Origin of the sequence: Stappia sp. BW2 (genome assembly GCF_008107695.1) — a bacterium.
Taxonomy (GTDB): Bacteria; Pseudomonadota; Alphaproteobacteria; order Rhizobiales; family Stappiaceae; genus Roseibium.
On the sequence record NZ_VIRG01000070.1, the window covers coordinates 695713 to 712333 of the forward strand.

General features: G+C 57.5%; 14 protein-coding genes. 3 read left to right on the forward strand and 11 right to left on the reverse strand.

What is annotated here, in order from left to right; all coding sequences use genetic code 11:
- Positions 1 to 53 precede the first annotated feature (53 nt).
- The 6 genes from FMN63_RS22135 to FMN63_RS22160 form a co-directional block, all read right to left on the reverse strand.
- A complete protein-coding gene (locus FMN63_RS22135) occupies positions 54 to 986 on the reverse strand; it encodes a pseudouridine-5'-phosphate glycosidase (RefSeq protein WP_148586308.1) in 933 nt (310 codons plus the stop codon).
- A 108-nt stretch (positions 987 to 1094) separates the two neighbouring features.
- A complete protein-coding gene (locus tag FMN63_RS22140; RefSeq protein WP_209001272.1) occupies positions 1095 to 2057 on the reverse strand; it encodes a carbohydrate kinase family protein in 963 nt (320 codons plus the stop codon).
- 155 nt (positions 2058 to 2212) lie between these two features.
- Positions 2213 to 3016, reverse strand: coding sequence for a class I SAM-dependent methyltransferase (locus tag FMN63_RS22145; RefSeq protein WP_148586309.1), 804 nt, complete (start codon positions 3014 to 3016; stop codon positions 2213 to 2215).
- Between the two features lie 261 nt (positions 3017 to 3277).
- Positions 3278 to 3772, reverse strand: coding sequence for a translation initiation factor 2 (locus FMN63_RS22150; protein WP_148586310.1), 495 nt, complete (start codon positions 3770 to 3772; stop codon positions 3278 to 3280).
- 566 nt (positions 3773 to 4338) lie between these two features.
- On the reverse strand, positions 4339 to 5142 hold the full coding sequence (locus FMN63_RS22155) for a hypothetical protein (RefSeq protein WP_148586311.1): 804 nt from the start codon (positions 5140 to 5142) through the stop codon (positions 4339 to 4341).
- Between the two features lie 206 nt (positions 5143 to 5348).
- Complete coding sequence (locus tag FMN63_RS22160; RefSeq protein ID WP_148586312.1) at positions 5349 to 5864, reverse strand: hypothetical protein; 516 nt, start codon at positions 5862 to 5864, stop codon at positions 5349 to 5351.
- 804 nt (positions 5865 to 6668) lie between these two features.
- Here FMN63_RS22160 and recA point away from each other — a divergent pair.
- The 3 genes from recA (at position 6669) to FMN63_RS22175 (ending at position 12434) form a co-directional block, all read left to right on the forward strand.
- The gene (gene recA / locus FMN63_RS22165; protein ID WP_148586313.1) at positions 6669 to 7739 is read left to right on the forward strand and encodes a recombinase RecA; all 1071 of its coding nucleotides are present in this window, start codon (positions 6669 to 6671) and stop codon (positions 7737 to 7739) included.
- 352 nt (positions 7740 to 8091) lie between these two features.
- Positions 8092 to 10749 carry an alanine--tRNA ligase gene (gene alaS / locus FMN63_RS22170; RefSeq protein WP_148586314.1) on the forward strand — a complete coding sequence of 886 codons (2658 nt, stop codon included), beginning with the start codon at positions 8092 to 8094 and terminating at the stop codon, positions 10747 to 10749.
- A gap of 335 nt (positions 10750 to 11084) precedes the next feature.
- Positions 11085 to 12434, forward strand: coding sequence for a cyclic nucleotide-gated ion channel (locus FMN63_RS22175; protein WP_209001273.1), 1350 nt, complete (start codon positions 11085 to 11087; stop codon positions 12432 to 12434).
- A 5-nt stretch (positions 12435 to 12439) separates the two neighbouring features.
- On the opposite strand, the gene FMN63_RS22180 is transcribed toward FMN63_RS22175, so the two are convergent.
- The 5 genes from FMN63_RS22180 to FMN63_RS22200 form a co-directional block, all read right to left on the reverse strand.
- A complete protein-coding gene (locus FMN63_RS22180) occupies positions 12440 to 12877 on the reverse strand; it encodes a hypothetical protein (RefSeq protein ID WP_148586316.1) in 438 nt (145 codons plus the stop codon).
- 143 nt (positions 12878 to 13020) lie between these two features.
- A complete protein-coding gene (locus tag FMN63_RS22185; protein WP_148586317.1) occupies positions 13021 to 13656 on the reverse strand; it encodes a glutathione S-transferase family protein in 636 nt (211 codons plus the stop codon).
- Positions 13653 to 14459, reverse strand: a complete 807-nt coding sequence (locus tag FMN63_RS22190) for an ABC transporter permease (RefSeq protein ID WP_148586318.1) — start codon at positions 14457 to 14459, stop codon at positions 13653 to 13655. Before FMN63_RS22190 ends, FMN63_RS22185 begins: the two co-directional genes overlap by 4 nt.
- The gene (locus tag FMN63_RS22195) at positions 14456 to 15064 is read right to left on the reverse strand and encodes an ABC transporter ATP-binding protein (RefSeq protein WP_148586319.1); all 609 of its coding nucleotides are present in this window, start codon (positions 15062 to 15064) and stop codon (positions 14456 to 14458) included. The genes FMN63_RS22190 and FMN63_RS22195 overlap by 4 nt, the downstream gene beginning before the upstream one ends.
- A 143-nt stretch (positions 15065 to 15207) precedes the next feature.
- Complete coding sequence (locus tag FMN63_RS22200) at positions 15208 to 16425, reverse strand: NADP-dependent isocitrate dehydrogenase (RefSeq protein WP_148586320.1); 1218 nt, start codon at positions 16423 to 16425, stop codon at positions 15208 to 15210.
- Positions 16426 to 16621: the final 196 nt, after the last annotated feature.

A 16621-nucleotide genomic window follows, 5' to 3' on the forward strand; every position in this document is an offset into this window, starting at 1 on the left:
GCTTCTGGAAGGTCCCAGTTGAAAGCCCGGACATTCCTTCGTTCAATCCGTGGTCAGACGAGTTCGACCGCAATGCGTGCGGCCAGGCGGGCATTGTTGCGCACCAGGGCAATGTTGGTGTCGAGGCTGCGGCCACCGGTCAGTTCCAGTATGGCGCCCAGCACGAAGGGGGTTACCTCCTTGCCGCGAATGCCCTTGGCCGACGCGTCCGCGATGGCGGCATCGATGTAGCCGGTCATCTCGTCCCGCGGGATCTGGGCGGCTTCCGGCACCGGATTGGCGATCAGCACACCGCCGTGGTCCGGAAAGCGGGAGCGCATCTTCAAAAGCGTGCCGATTTCAGCCGCCGAATTCAGGGAGTAGGGCGCTTTGAGGCCGCTTGCCCGCGACCAGAACGCCGGCAGTTCTTCCGTACCGAAAGCAATGACCGGCACACCCTTGGTCTCCAGCACTTCCAGCGTCTTGGGAATATCGAGCAGCGCCTTGGCGCCTGCGGACACCACGCAGACCGGCGTGCGGCCAAGCTCATCCAGATCCGCGGAAATGTCGAAGCTTTCTTCAGCGCCCTTGTGAACGCCGCCGATGCCGCCGGTGGCGAACACCTTCAGGCCGGCGGCATGGGCCGCCATCATGGTGGCGGCGACGGTGGTCGCGCCGTAGCGCCCGGTGGCAAGGGCGAAGGTGAGGTCGGCACGCGAACACTTCATCACGTCGCTGGCTTGCGCCAGACGGTCGAGATCCGCGTCGGAAAGGCCGACCATGATCTTGCCGTCCATCAGTGCGATGGTCGCCGGAACAGCGCCTTCCGCGCGGATATCGGCTTCCACGTCACGGGCCGTCTCGACGTTCTTCGGGAAGGGCATGCCGTGGGTGATGATGGTCGATTCCAGCGCAACGACCGGCTTGCCGTTCGCAAGAGCCTCGCGCACTTCATCGCTGTAGACGATCAGATCCTTGATGGCGGAGGACGGTGTCGGGGTGGTCACGGCGTGTGCCTTTCTGTTTTTTCGTCCGGCGGCTTTCAGCCGGGTCAATTCTGCGGGTCTTATAGGCGCAAGACCGAAGCGCGCCAAGATTGCAATTTGTCCATATGGTCAAAAGTTGGCGAGGGCATCCCAGCTGAGTTCATCGGCGAGCGCGCCGGTGCAGCGCAAGGTCAGGGCGGCAGCTGCCAGACCAAACGGAACGGCTTCTTTCAGACCGTAGCCTTTTGAAAGGGCAGCGACGGTGCCCGCCGTCAAGGCATCGCCAGCACCGGTGACATCGACAATTTTTGTCTGAAGCGGAGCAAAGCGGTGCAGCCCCCCACCTTCCAGCACAAGCACGTCCGTGGCGGCGCTGGTCAGGACAAAACTCTTAAGGCCGCTCTGCATCAAGGCTGCGGCCAGGTCTTCGGACGTCGCATCACGCGACAGACCCGTGAGCGTGGCTGCTTCGCCGCGGTTCAGCATCAGGCAGTCCAGCTCGCCAAGGACGGCGCGCAGGCGGATGGCCTTGGCATCCGACACGGCATTGGCAATAAGTCGGCCGGGCCGGGCAAGGCCCGTCAGCCGGGCCAGCATCGCGGCGGGGAGGTTTGCATCCAGAAACCAGATCGTCTCCTGCGGTGCGCTCGCCGCAAGGTTTTCGACAATGGCATCAAAAAGGTCTTCCGGGGCTTCGGACAGAACACGATCATCGACGCAGGCGGCCGCCAGATCACCGGCCGGATTATGCAGAGCGAGATACTGGCCCGTGGCGAAACCTGCCCGGGTCGTAACATGGAGACCGAGGCCTTCCTGGCGAAGCTGGCGGGAGAGCATGTCTGCGGCACCATCGTCCCCAATTGCTCCCACCAGATGCGTGCCCACACCAAGGCGCACAAGCGCACGGGCTATATTCGTGGCAACGCCGCCCGGCTTCGCACTCAGTCTGGAAGGGGTCGACGTCTCGGGGCGGATAGGCTCGCTGGCATGGGCGATCGTGTCGTAATGGATCGCACCGATGGCGATGACGGGAGAGGACTGGGCTGAAGTCACGTTCTGGACTGTCTCATAAAGGGCCGGGACCAGAACCAAAGGCTCGGTCCGCCGGGCGCAGGCAAACGTTGAAAGCGCGGGCTATCAGATTAAGTCGAAAGCGGCAACGGTGTGTGCGCGGCACCGCCGGTTCAGCTTGGATGGGGGAGCAGAAAACGCAAGAGACTAGCAGTTAACGAGAACGAATTCCGTCTTCATGGGGCCTTGGTGCCGACGATGAGGCCATTTCGACGCGTGGTTTTTAAAGTGCCTTGCAAGCGATCGCTTTCCTTGCGGATCAGCTCTGCAAGGTGCCTCTGCTGAGCCTCAGGCGCCGCGATTCCTGGCGGCATCGACAGTAAGAGTGTAACCGCATCTTTCGGATCGGTGCACGTCATAGTGTCCGAAAGATCAAATCGCCGTACACTGCCGAAGAGGTCACCCACCACCTGCGCAGCATCATCAAGCGAGAACAATGCGGCTCCTGGATCGACGGGGCTGCCTCCAAAGGCCTCGGCGCCAATGGTGTGCAGTTCGCTCATGTTTTCCAACGCATTTGTGCTTACGAAAACCTGGCCACCCGGGCGCAAAACGCGTCTCGCTTCACGTAACGCGGATCGTGGATCATCTACGTGGTAAAGGACGTGAAAAAGAAGCACTGCGTCGAAGGTTTCATCTGGGTGTGGGAGGGTGACTGCATCGGCTACCTTTGCGCTGACGACCTCGATCTTCTCCAACGTCGCCAGGTTCGCCAAGGCCTCCTCAATCATGCCCTGAGATGTGTCTATGAGAGAAAGACGAAGGTCGTCTGGCAGGCGGTCAAACTGTGAACGCCAAATCCATGCCGGACCGCTCCCTACGTCCAAGACTTCCATCGCTGTCTGCAAATTCATATGGTCAATCAGCCAGCCAAACCAGCTGACAGTTGCATACTTCGCCTGAAATGAGCCTCGCGTCACGAGATGGCGGGGCGTCGCATAGTGCCTTTGCACTTCTTCATTTCGAGACTTGTCATTCATAACAAGATGCTACGCCAATTATTGGCCTCTATCCATCACGGGTTCCAGGCAGGAACCGCAATGCGCTTGATTTGAGAGGAGCCAGCTCTTCTCGAGCCTAACCACAGGAAGCGTCGCGACAGCCGCAAAATTTCGCATTCATTTGCAATGCTGTCCTGCCCCCGGTCAGGATATGCAGTTCCGGGCAAAAAGCGTTACTTTTTCAGACATCCAGGATCTCGCGGTTTGGAGATCTTGCTCGTTCAGTTTGTCCCGGTTTTGCTAGACCCCACCCGACTTCCGCATCACGGCCTCTTCCTGAGCGCGCTGTTTGGCAGCGATCTTTTCCTTGATTTCGGAAAGGTCGCCCTTAGGCGTTTTCGGGTTCCTGGGATTGTTCGGCACAAGCTCGACGAGGACCGGATTGGGCGAGTGGTCGAGCGTGGCTCCTGACACGCTGTCGACGCCGACACCGATAACGCCGCCGATCAGAACGTTGCCAGCCATGCCGGCGACGCCGCCGGGGGCGACCTTGGTGTTCACCTGGACGGTCTGGGTCTTGTAGCCTGCCTTGGAAACCGTAACGGTGAATTCCTGTTTGCGGGAGACTTGAAGCGAGCAGGGCGAGGTGTTGCAGGTCAGGCCGACGGAGGTGGTGATTTGCGCACCTTCCGGAGAGGCATAAACCAGTACGGTCTCATTGGTGCCGCGTGTCGCCGTGGCGCAAGCCGACAAACCAAATGCAAGCGCGAGGCACGTTAGTTGGTAGGGTTTCACGTAAACAACTTCCCAGCCAAGTGAAACAAAAGTTTCGTAGACCTAGCCGAACCGAAATTCTTTGCAAATCTGTTTTTCAAGGTCCGATTGAAAGATGTGCTCACTGCCACCCGATATTCACATTCGGATTGCGGCAAGGCACAGCTGATTGGCGTTCGATGAGACTGGACCGAGCCGGAAAGCAGGCTGACTGGGATGGCCAGTCGATCCACCCGAGATACGGAAGAGCACTGATTCTATCTCAATGCGGAACTGCAACGCGCCAGTTCGGATGGCAGTAAGCGGGATCTCGGGATATTCGGCGTAACTTTGCGGATAATTGGGGGAAGCAGCCAGGTCGAAGTAGAAACTGGCACGCAGATTCATTTGGCACAAATTTGTTTGCTCGCCACGTGAGGATCCGATGCCATTTGATATTCTCCTTAGAATTCGATCTTCGGACAAAATCGTTGTGGGAATTGAATGGCAATTCTTGTTTCATCTTCCCACCTGGAAACATTCGGCAAGAGCCCACCAAAATCGAAAAAATGATTGAGTTGATCGGGCAGCAGAGGTGGGACCTGATCCTAGGTGAGCCTACTAAGCAATTCTCCTGGGTGCATCACATTTCCTGTCGTTTCTGAAGCCCCTATGAATGCATATGGCAATTCGAACGTTTCTGGCTCCCCACTCGCAACGAAGAACACGTGAAAGTTCCCATGAAAAGACACGAGCGCTGCAAGAATCCTGCTTCCGTCAGTGTTGTAGCGATATCCAAATTGATTTGGATAGCTCTTCTTTCCCTGCTTTAGAGTTGCAAAAATTGGAAATGTCCGAAGTAGTTTTTCATACAAATCTCGACCGAGACCTGCATTGGTATACCAAATAGTTTGAACAATCCCGTTCAGCGGAAGAGGTTCTCCAATGTGCTCCCTGTAGAGCGCCATACCTAATTTTGCGGAAAATGCATCCAGTAAATTTTTTGCTTTCTCAGAACTCAGTCGTATCTCGATCTGCTGTTCTACCTCGCCAGATGGAGCCAAGTAATTTGAAATTGATGGATTTTGTAAGATCTGAGATCGAAGCCCCGGTGCTTCTCGCTCGAGTGTAAAAATTGCGTTCTGTCCTGCCTGACTGCCCCAGAAGCCAGCAGTTCGCTCATCTTTGTCTATTCTAGATACGAATACAGCCAGCGCCTCGGCGGCCTTCGTTCCGTGGTTACATGCTTCGCAAGCGGCGAATTCTAATCCGCTTGGCCTATCGCGTCTGTCAAACAGTGATACCGGTGGGAAATGCTCAATTGTTTCCGGTAATGACGCGCAATAGATGCAACGTTTTTCATTTGATAAGAGCTTTGTTCTTAATTTGTTTCGAATTCTACTTTGGCTCATTGTGCAGCGCTTGCCTAAACGACAACAAACTATTTGCCTACAGAATTTAGAGAAAAGAGGGTCTGCTTCATAGGCGTTTCTAGGGTTCCATACGACACATCATGCAAAACCAGCCGAAAACTTGGGCGAGAGGGCATCTAGGAAACAAGAGACAATTCATTGCCTCTCGATCCTAAATTCAATTGGTCGAACCGATGAGATTTAGCCTATCTACCAAGAAATTCTTCGATCGGAATAAAAATCGATCCTCCTGGCGGCAATGCCATGGGGGCAGGTCGCGTTGCCAAGACTATTTTTGCTCCCTCCGGATTTTCAAAGGTGCACGGCAAATCGCCTCTACTATCTGAAACAGTCACCGCGAATACATCCACGATAACAACATAATTCCTCAATTCTTCAAAATCGGAAACAATAATGTATGGTATTCCGCTATTCCCTTTAAAGTGAATCGTGTTTCCATCTACGTCTTGAAGAAATCCGTAAACATATTCATTAGTTATTCTCTTGGTGGCCTGGTGGTTTTTCAATAGTAACTGACTATTTCCATCGGATAATGACGGATCATTTTTCAGTTCGTCCAGTTTTTTGCTAAGATATTGCTCAGCAAGATCCATTACGTACTCCGTAACAGATCCATTTTCTTGCAAGGCCTTGAAATTTGGATCGACTTTGCTGGAACTCCGCCGCGGATTGGTCAATGCTTGCAGTTCCGCCTTGCTCAATGGTCTCGCGTTGTTTAGCTCCTTAGATCGGAGCAAAGCCTGGCTGCGAGACTGCATTGTATGCTGTAGTCGTTGCCTTGCATTCGTAGCGGTTCTGTTGCGAGCGGAACTAGCATTTCTCGCCCTAATCTGCACACCACGCCCCATAATACACTCTCAAATTCTATCTATATTTAACAACAAATTGAACAAAGTCCGAAAACTAAGTTTTATATTTATTTTGCCACAAATTTTAATTGATTGAACTTTGAACGTGCACAAATTTTATGAAATGATATAATATAATTAATATTTGTAAAGACTTACATTAATCGGTTGCATCTGAAATTATATCGTATTCATCAATTGCGCGCCGGAATCGAAGAACGTTCCATAAGACGCACCATGCGCGTTTGGTGTGGCAACATCAAAGAATTGGCGTTTTGCATTGCGGGGAGGCAAAAGGCTTTATGCGGTTTCAGCATAATGCTGCGACTAGTACTCCTGTTGCAGTGATGCAAACCGAGACTGCAACTGCGATAGCCCATCCAGGTGACAGTGAGCAGGTGCTAACTGAAGTTGCACGCTACACGCATCAGGGTTGCCGCAGGCACAGTGATTCTGTGCAGACGCTATTCGTGGGATGTTTCCATGCAAGACTTACGTAGGGTAATCTAATTTCCAGTAGAAGGAGAACATATTGGAAACAAACAGTCATTTCTATTTTAATACCAATCGGTTTTGCCATCTTGTCAAATGAGAACAAAATGTGTACAAAGCTCTCATTGAAACGGCACGTCCATCGTGGAATAAGGAGCGTAAGCCATGTCGCAAAGTACACTTCGTCTCGTAGAAAGCAGCCAGATGGATAAGACAAAAGCGCTGGACGCAGCGCTCAGCCAAATCGAACGCGCCTTCGGCAAAGGCTCCATCATGAAGATGGGCCAGGGCCAGGTTGTTGAGGTGCAGGCCGTCTCGACCGGGTCTCTCGGACTTGATATCGCGCTCGGGATCGGCGGTCTGCCGCGCGGGCGTATCGTTGAGATCTACGGGCCGGAATCGTCCGGTAAAACGACGCTTGCCCTGCATGCGGTTGCCGAAGCCCAGAAAACGGGTGGTATCTGTGCCTTTATCGATGCGGAGCATGCGTTGGATCCGATCTATGCGCGCAAGCTTGGCGTCGATATCGACAATCTTCTGATCTCCCAGCCGGATGCTGGTGAGCAGGCGTTGGAAATTGCCGACACGCTGGTTCGCTCCGGCGCCATCGACGTTCTGGTCATCGACTCGGTTGCCGCGCTTACGCCGAAGGCCGAGCTTGAAGGCGAGATGGGCGATAGTCTGCCGGGCATGCAGGCCCGCCTGATGAGCCAGGCACTGCGCAAGCTGACCGCTTCCATCTCCAAGTCGAAGTGCATGGTGATCTTCATCAACCAGATCCGTATGAAGATCGGTGTGATGTTCGGCTCCCCGGAAACCACCACAGGCGGCAACGCGCTGAAATTCTATGCCTCCGTCCGTCTGGATATCCGCCGCATCGGCGCGATCAAGGACCGGGACGAAGTCGTCGGCAACCAGACCCGCGTGAAAGTCGTCAAGAACAAGCTGGCGCCTCCCTTCCGTCAGGTCGAATTCGACATCGTCTATGGTGAAGGTGTTTCCAAGATGGGCGAGTTGGTCGATCTTGGGGTCAAGGGCAACATCGTTGAAAAGTCGGGTGCCTGGTTCTCCTACAACAGCCAGCGTCTCGGCCAGGGCCGGGAAAACGCAAAGCAGTTCCTGAAGGACAATCCGGAAGTTGCTGAAGAAATCGAACTGGCGATCCGCCAGAACGCCGGTCTGATCGCTGAAGCGATCATCGATCCCGAGGCAGCAGCGGAAGAAGCAGAGGATTGATCCTCAGCTTCCAGTCGCCACTTACGTGAGCTCCGGACGTTTGTCCGGTCTTCCAAGGGCCTCCTTCCGTACTCCGGAAGGGGGCCTTTTGCTTTGGGATGTCTGGGCCGACCGGAATTCGAACACGTCAGGCGGGACCCGGGCAGGTGACCGGTGCATTGCTGCAACCCGCAATGCGAAAATTACCTTTATCGTGGCGGGTTTCCGTAGCGTCGGGCCCTTGCAACCGCTGGACAGGGTTGGAGGTCAAAGTTAAAAGGCTGTTCCGGCGCGGATCAGCGAGCCAGATCCCGCGCACCCAAGATTATCAACAGGCCCTCATTTGCGGGGCTGTGACCGATGCGAGATCCGAATGACCGGCGTAAATGAAATCCGCTCTGCCTTTCTGGACTATTTCAACAAAAACGGCCACGAAGTGGTCGAGTCCGGGCCGCTGGTACCGCGCAACGATCCGACGCTGATGTTCGCGAACGCGGGCATGAACCAGTTCAAGAACGTGTTTACCGGACTGGAAAAGCGCGACTATTCCCGCGCGGTCACGGCGCAGAAGTGTGTGCGCGCCGGCGGCAAGCACAACGATCTCGACAACGTCGGTTACACCGCACGCCACCACACTTTCTTCGAGATGCTGGGCAACTTTTCGTTCGGTGACTATTTCAAGGACGTGGCAATCGAGCTGGCCTGGAACCTTGTCACCAAGGAATTCGGTCTGCCGAAAGAGAAACTTCTCGTGACCGTCTTTTCCGAAGACGATCAGGCATTCGATCTCTGGAAAAAGATCGGCGGGCTGAGCGAAGACCGGATCATCCGTATTCCGACATCGGACAATTTCTGGACCATGGGCGATACCGGACCGTGCGGTCCCTGTTCTGAAATCTTCTACGACCATGGCGACCACATCTGGGGCGGGCCTCCGGGCTCTGCGGAGGAAGACGGCGACCGGTTCATCGAGATCTGGAACCTCGTCTTCATGCAGTACGAACAGACGCCGGCAGAGCGTCTCGACCTGCCGCGGCCGTCCATCGACACCGGTATGGGCATCGAACGTGTCGCCGCTGTCATGCAGGGCGTTCACAACAACTACGACATCGACCTCTTCAAGGCGCTGATCGCGGCGTCTGTCAATGCCACGGGCGTTGAAGCGGAAGGTGAGGCCACGGGCAGCCACCGCGTTATCGCCGACCATCTGCGGTCCACAAGCTTCCTGATCGCCGACGGCGTGCTACCCTCGAACGAGGGGCGTGGCTACGTCCTGCGCCGCATCATGCGCCGCGGCATGCGCCATGCCCATCTTCTGGGGGCGAGTGAACCGCTGATGCACAAGCTGGTTCCGGCGCTGGTGCGCGAAATGGGCCGTGCTTATCCGGAACTGAGCCGCGCGGAAGACCTGATCACCGAAACGCTGAAGCTGGAAGAAACACGGTTCCGCAAGACGCTGGAGCGCGGCCTCGGCCTGCTCGATACGGCAACGGAAGATCTTGAGGCCGGCACCCGTCTTGACGGTGAAACCGCCTTCAAGCTTTACGACACCTACGGCTTCCCGCTGGATCTGACCCAGGATGCGCTCAGAACGCGTGATATCTCTGTCGATATCGATGGGTTCAATGCGGCGATGGAGCGCCAGAAGGCGGAAGCCCGTGCGGCCTGGTCCGGTTCGGGCAGCGCGGCTACGGAAGCTGTCTGGTACGCACTCAAGGAAAAACACGGCGCGACGGATTTCCTCGGCTATGAAACCGAAACGGCTGAAGGTGTTGTTGCCGGTCTTGCCGCGGACGACAAGGAAGTCGACAAGCTGTCTGCCGGTGAAAGCGGGTTCGTGGTTCTGAACCAGACGCCATTTTACGGCGAAAGCGGCGGTCAGGTCGGCGATACCGGCTGGATGCTGGCCAATGGCGTCAAGGTGGCCGTGACGAATACCCAGAAGAAGGCAGATGGCCTCTTCGTACATTCCGTCACCGTTGAGGAAGGTGAGCTGGTTCCGGGACTTGCCCTGGAACTGAAGGTCGACCATTCCCGCCGCACGGCAATCCGTTCCAACCACTCGGCCACCCACCTAGTGCATGAGGCCCTGCGCGAGGTCCTTGGCAATCACGTGGCGCAAAAGGGCTCTCTGGTGACGCCGGAGCGCCTGCGTTTCGACTTTTCGCATCCCAAGCCGGTGAGCGATGAGGAACTGGCGACGGTCGAGAGCTTTGCCAATGAGATCGTGTTGCAGAACGCGCCGGTCGACACGCGCCTGATGGCCGTTGACGATGCCATCGAAGCGGGGGCCATGGCCCTGTTCGGGGAGAAGTATGGCGACGAAGTGCGTGTGGTTTCCATGGGAACGGCGCTTCATGGTCCCAAGCAGGGCAAGCCCTATTCGCTGGAACTGTGCGGCGGCACCCATGTGAAGCGCACCGGCGACATTGGCCTGGTGACGCTGGTTTCCGAAGGCGCGGTTGCGGCAGGTGTCCGCCGGATCGAGGCACTGACCGGGTCTGAGGCTCGCGAATATCTGGATGCGCAGGACAAGCGCATGCGGGAGTTGGCCAGCCTGCTGAAGATCAGCGCCGACGATGTTCCCGCCCGCGTGGCGCAACTGGTTGAAGACCGCAGGAAGCTGGAGCGCGAACTGGCGGATGCCAGGAAGAAGCTCGCCATGGGCGGCGGAGCCGACGGGGGCACGCCTGTGAAGGAGGTCGGATCGTTCAAGCTGATGGCCCGCGTCGTTGAAGGTATCAACCCGAAAGACCTGAAGGGGATGGCTGATGAGGCCAAAACACAGCTCGGGTCCGGTGTGGTTGTTCTGATCAGCGTTGCAGAAGACGGCAAGGCTGCCATCGTGACGGCTGTCACGCAGGATCTGACCGACAAGGTCAGCGCCGTGGATCTGGTGCGGATCGGATCGGAAGCCCTTGGGGGCCGCGGCGGTGGTGGACGGCCCGACATGGCGCAGGCCGGTGGACCGGAGGGTGCCAAGGCCGATCAGGCCATTGCCGCGATCGAGGCTCATCTGGCCGGGCTCTGACGCTCCTTCCAGTTTTGAAGATTGAAAAGGGCGGCTCCCTTGGGGTCGCCCTTGTGTGTTCAGGGCGTTTGCTCATTCCGGGGGCAGGGAGCTTGCGAGTTTTGGCTGTCAGCAGGTGACCACCGAAAGACCTGTGGTTCCCCGGTCCCGGCTCGCGCTTTCGCTTGGCCATCCTTGAAGATGAGGCCTGCGGTGCATCAACCCAGTCATGATCCTTTCTCCCCTATGCACAGCTTCGTGCGACGGAAGAAGGGCTGTCGGTGTGCAGGGCTTTGTCGTAGCCTGTCTTTCCGCTATTCATGAAAAAGCGAGCAAATTCGAAAACGGGGGGCTTGGTGTCCGGCCAGGAATTCAAACGAGCGCTCTATGAGGTGCTTGAGGACACAGGCAAACGGCGCATCGGCGCGCGCGTGCTCAAGCAGCTTCTGATCGCGCTGATCCTGTTGAACATCCTGTTTGCGGTGTTGGAAACCGTGCCGGAAATTCGCGATCTCTTCAGCAGTCAGTTGCGCTTCGTTCAATTCGCAAGCGGCTTTATCTTTCTGACCGAATATATCATGCGTCTTTACGTGGCCGATCTGCACCCGCCACTGCGCCGCTACGGGCCTGTGTTTTCCAGGCTGCGCTATGCCATCCAGCCGGACGCGATCATCGATCTGATCGGGGCCCTGCCGCTGTTGTTCGTGTTGTTTCTGCCCAATCAGGCGGTCACGATGGTCATCGTCCTGCGGCTGCTGCGCTTCCTGAAGCTTGCGCGCTATTCGCCCGCCTTGCGGTCGCTGATTTCCGCTGTTGGCAACGAGCGCCGGGCGTTGCTCGGGTCGAGCATGATCATCTTCGGCGTGATCCTGCTGTCTGCCACCGTGATGTATCTGATCGAAAAGGACGACCAGCCGGAAAAGTTTCGCAGCATTCTGCATGGGATCTACTGGGCAATCACCACGGTAACAACCGTCGGCTATGGTGATGTCGTGCCTGTCAGCAATCTCGGAAAGATGGTGGCGGGCATCGTCATGCTGATGGGCTACGGGCTCATCGCCTTGCCGGTTGGTATCATTGCCTCGGCCTTTGCCCGTGAAATCCATAGCCGTGATTTTGTCGTTACCTGGTCCATGGTTGCCCGGGTGCCTCTGTTTGAAGATCTGAAGGCAACCGAGATCGCCGAAGTGTCCAAGCTTCTGCAGTCGCTCCGGGTACAGAAGGGCGGCACCATTGCCGACAAGGGTGATGTTGCCGACAAGATGTATTTCATCGCCGACGGCGAGGTTGAAATTCGCTTGCAGCACGACACGGTCTTTCTGGGAGAGGGCAGCTTCTTCGGCGAACTGGCATTGATCAACCAGACACCGCGTACCGCGAAGGTGGTGGCCTACAAGGATTGTCAGCTTCTGGTGCTTGAGGCTGAAGCCTTGAAGCACCTGATGGACAAGGACGAGAAGCTGGCCAAGAAGATCATGGATGAAGCGCGCGACCGTGTGGCCGCGGGCAAGCGCGTGCTGGGCGAACTGGCGGAAGAGGAATTGCAGCAGGCGGGCGTGTTTGCCTCTTCCGAGCAAATGGACCAGGAGCCTGAACTCTTTGAAAAGGACAGCACGCCGCAAGACGACGACGATACAGACGAGCCAGACAGCGAAGAGGAGCGCCTGAAAGACGCTTCCACTTCAGAAAAGGAACCAGAGCGTTAGACCTGTCAGTAGGGTGTCAGGCCAGGGGGCACCTGGGCATACAGCGGGTCGCCCTGCCAGAAGACATCCGTCGGTCCGACGGCGAAATCGATCAGGTTCCACCGGTTGAACTGGTAGCGCAGCAGCGCATAGGTGACGAGACCGTCCATATATTCCGCCTGCGAAGCAAAGGTCGTGCGGTACGGGTCAATAACGCCGCCGCCCGGCCGTTGCGGAGAAACCTGAACGAAGGCCCAGCCATAACCCGAGCGCATCCAGTTGACCACGAATTCGACCGGCGGACCGACCCTTGCTTCCATCATCGGGCGCACAGCGTCGAGTATGTTCTTGCGTTCGCTTGTGCCGCGCGCAGGTTCATGGACGGTTTGTGCCGATGCTGCCAAACTGACGCACATCAAGAGAAGACTGCTCAAGAAAACAATCGCAACTTTCTGAAATTTCATCAAAAAATCCCCTTCTTCAGAAAATGATTCAATGGTGTCTTGCCACCTTTCCCAAGGTGCCGTGGGTGCGACGGCAAGTATCAAGACTAACATGAGTGACTGGTATTGCCTTCGGGTCTGGCACGGCGTCCACTGTGCGGTCGTCAGGGGCTGGCGGGTTCGGTCTGACTGAAACTGCGGCGCTCCTGAAACATCCCCAGCCATGAGGACATCCTGGGCGCTGAGCGCAGCAGGAACCCGCCTTCATCGGTCTTTTCGAACAGGGCCAACATCGGGGCGGCATGGCAGTCGGCAAGCGTTAGCTGGTCTCCCAACAGAAATCCGTCATCGGCGGCAAGTGTTTCCAGCGCTTGGATAATCGTCCGGGCTGGGCCAAGCGCCGAAGCGATCTTGACCTCATCTGCCGACGCACCTTCGCGCGGCTTTGATACCCGTTCCACATAGATGTCCCAAACCAGGGTCTTGTAGGCGTAATTGTCGAGAATGGAGAGAAACTGAGCCATCCGCGCCCGCAGTTGAGGAGAGCCGGGCTGGAGTGGCGGCCCGTCGAAGGCTTCGTCGATATAGCGCAGGATGGCCGCCGTTTCGTACAGCGTGAAATCACCATGCTTCAGCGCCGGGATCTTGCCGAACGGCTGCAGCTCGAGATAGCTCGCCGGTGGCCCGCCAGCGGCAAAGACGTCAATCGGGCGAAGCTCATGGGCGACGCCCTTTTCGATGAGCGCCAGACGGGCGGAGCGCACATAAACCGAATAGTCGGCGCCATAGAGTTCGATCATCGTGAGCCTCCGTTCAGACGGTCAAGGCGCAGCCTGTGGCGGGTGTCGGTCATACGCCAGAGGCTGCCGAAGGTGGCGCCAAGGACGCCGAGGCCAGTCGCGCCGCCCAGAAGGAACATGATCATGAGCTGGTATTTCACCGCTTCGCGCGGATCGACACCGGACAGGATCTGGCCCGTCATCATGCCGGGCAGGGACACCACACCGGTGGCAGCCATGGCATTGATGATCGGCGTGAAGCCGGCCCGCAGGGCCTGCCGGGCGAAAGGCCGTGTCGCTTCCCAGCGGGTTCGCCCCAGAAGCAACTGGGCTTCAACCTCCCGGCGGCCACGGGCAAGTGAGGTGTGCAGCGTGTCGAGGCCGAGGCTGACACCGGTCATGGTGTTGCCGAGCACCATGCCGAAAAGCGGCAGCGCATATTGCGGCAACCAGACAGGATCGGGCCGGATGAGGCCTGCCAGCGCGTAGACGGTGACAAGGGTCCCTGCGACCAGCATGGCCGCAGCGCCAAGGCCGGGACCCCAGAGGCCCGATAGACGCCGGTCCTGCCGGGCCCAGATCTCACGCGCGGCAAAGGCAAGCATCACTGCAGCGGCCAGCAGCGTCCACAGCAGGGATCCGGCAAAGAAAATCGCCTTCAGCACAAGCCCCACCAGAATCAACTGCACGCTCATGCGCAGCGCCGAGACAATGAGCGTGCGGGTGAGGCCGAGATCCAGAACGATGGAAAACACCGCGTTCAGAAGCAGGAACACCGAGGCTGCCACGAGGTCCCAGTAACTGAGGGCGAGATAGCCAGTCACGCGGTGGCCTCCTCACAGGGGGCGGCCGACAAGCAGCCTTTGTCCATGATGAAGTGCCGTGCGCCAAGACGCTCCGGCTGACCGGGATCGTGACTGACGATCAGAAGGGCGCGATTGGCCTCAAGCTGCTGTTTCAGGAGCGTTTCGACCAGCGTGACGGAAGGCGGGTCGAGGGCGGACGTCGGTTCGTCCAGAAGCAGGACCTGCGGTGCGGCCTGGAGCGCGCGCACAAGGGCAAGGCGCTGGCGCTCGCCGGTTGAAAGGCGGGCAATTTCCCATGAGCGTGCATCGGCAAGGCCGACCTGCTGCAGGAGGCCAGAAAGGTCCGCGGTTTCAGTGAAATGATCCTGAACGCGGTCTGCCCACCAGCCGCTTTCGGCTGGCACATATGCAATCTTGCGGCGCCACTTCGGCGCCAGCATGGATTCTCGTTCCCTGCCATCCAGAGCGACATGCCCGGAGCTTTCATCAAGATCGGTAATGGCCCTGAGAAACAACGATTTTCCGGCGCCGGACGGACCTGAAATCGCCACGGCTTCCCCTGCTTGCAACGTCAGGTCAATGGGGCCGATCAGAGGTGTCTTCAATTCACGGATTGTCAGCACCCGTCCTCTCCTCTGGCTACCGGCCAGGCGAGTCTAGCGCGGGCAGGGGACGGGGACAATCGGTTGATTGCCTTTGGGCCGGAACGCAAAACACCGCGGACACTGTCCGCGGTGTTGTTTTTTCAATCCTTGATGGCAGCGCTTCAGCTTGCAGCCATGGCCTTTGCAAGGTTCTCGTCGATCTTGTCGAGAAAGCCGGTGGTGGTGAGCCAGGCCTGATCCGGACCGACGAGAAGGGCCAGATCCTTGGTCATGTGGCCGGATTCCACCGTGTCGATGCAGACCTTTTCCAGCGTGTGCGCGAAACGGGCAAGTTCCTGGTTGTCGTCGAGCTTGGCTCGGTGTGCGAGGCCGCGGGTCCAGGCGAAGATCGAGGCAATCGAGTTGGTCGAGGTGCTTTCGCCCTTCTCGTGCTGGCGATAGTGACGTGTGACCGTGCCGTGGGCGGCTTCCGCTTCCACCGTCTTGCCGTCCGGTGTCATCAGCACGGACGTCATCAGGCCGAGCGAGCCGAAGCCCTGGGCAACGGTGTCGGACTGGACATCGCCGTCGTAGTTCTTGCAGGCCCAGACGTAACCGCCCGACCACTTGAGCGACGAGGCGACCATGTCGTCGATCAGCCGGTGTTCGTACCAGATGCCGGCTTCCGCATACTGGTCCTTGAACTCGGCTTCGAAGATCTCCTGGAACAGGTCCTTGAAGCGGCCGTCGTAGGCTTTCAGGATCGTGTTCTTGGTGGAAAGGTAGCAGGGCACTTTTCTCATGAGCGCGTAGTTCAACGACGCGCGGGCGAAATCACGGATCGAGTCGTCGAGGTTGTACATCGCCATGGCAACGCCGGCGGACGGTGCGTCATAGACCTCGTGTTCGATCACCTGGCCGTCATCACCGGTGAAGGTGATGGTCAGCTTGCCCTTGCCGGGGAAGCGGAAGTCGGTGGCGCGGTACTGGTCGCCAAACGCATGGCGGCCAACGATGATCGGCTGGGTCCAGCCCGGCACCAGGCGCGGCACGTTCTGCATGATGATCGGCTCGCGGAAGATCACGCCGCCAAGGATGTTGCGGATCGTGCCGTTGGGCGACCGGTACATGCGCTTCAGGCCGAATTCCTCAACGCGGGCTTCGTCCGGCGTGATGGTGGCGCATTTGACGCCGACGCCATGTTCCTTAATGGCGTTGGCCGCATCGACCGTGATCTGATCGTCGGTCTCGTCGCGTTTCTGGATCGACAGATCGTAGTAGAGCAGATCGATGTCGAGATAGGGGTGGATCAGCTTGTCCTTGATGAAGGCCCAGATGATCCGGGTCATCTCGTCGCCGTCAAGCTCGACGACCGGATTGTCGACTTTGATCTTTGCCATGGAGCGCATTGCCTCGCGTGTCTGGAAGTGGGGAAGGCGAAACGGAAATCTCTACGATAGATGTTGTATCGGATTTCTATTGTGTGCGCTTGTATACAATGCTGCGCTGCGAGGCAAGAGGGCTGTTCGGTTTGCTCTGGATGACGCTTCAAAAGTCCCCAGGCAATATCGATCAGTTTGCCCGAAGTTTGCGGCT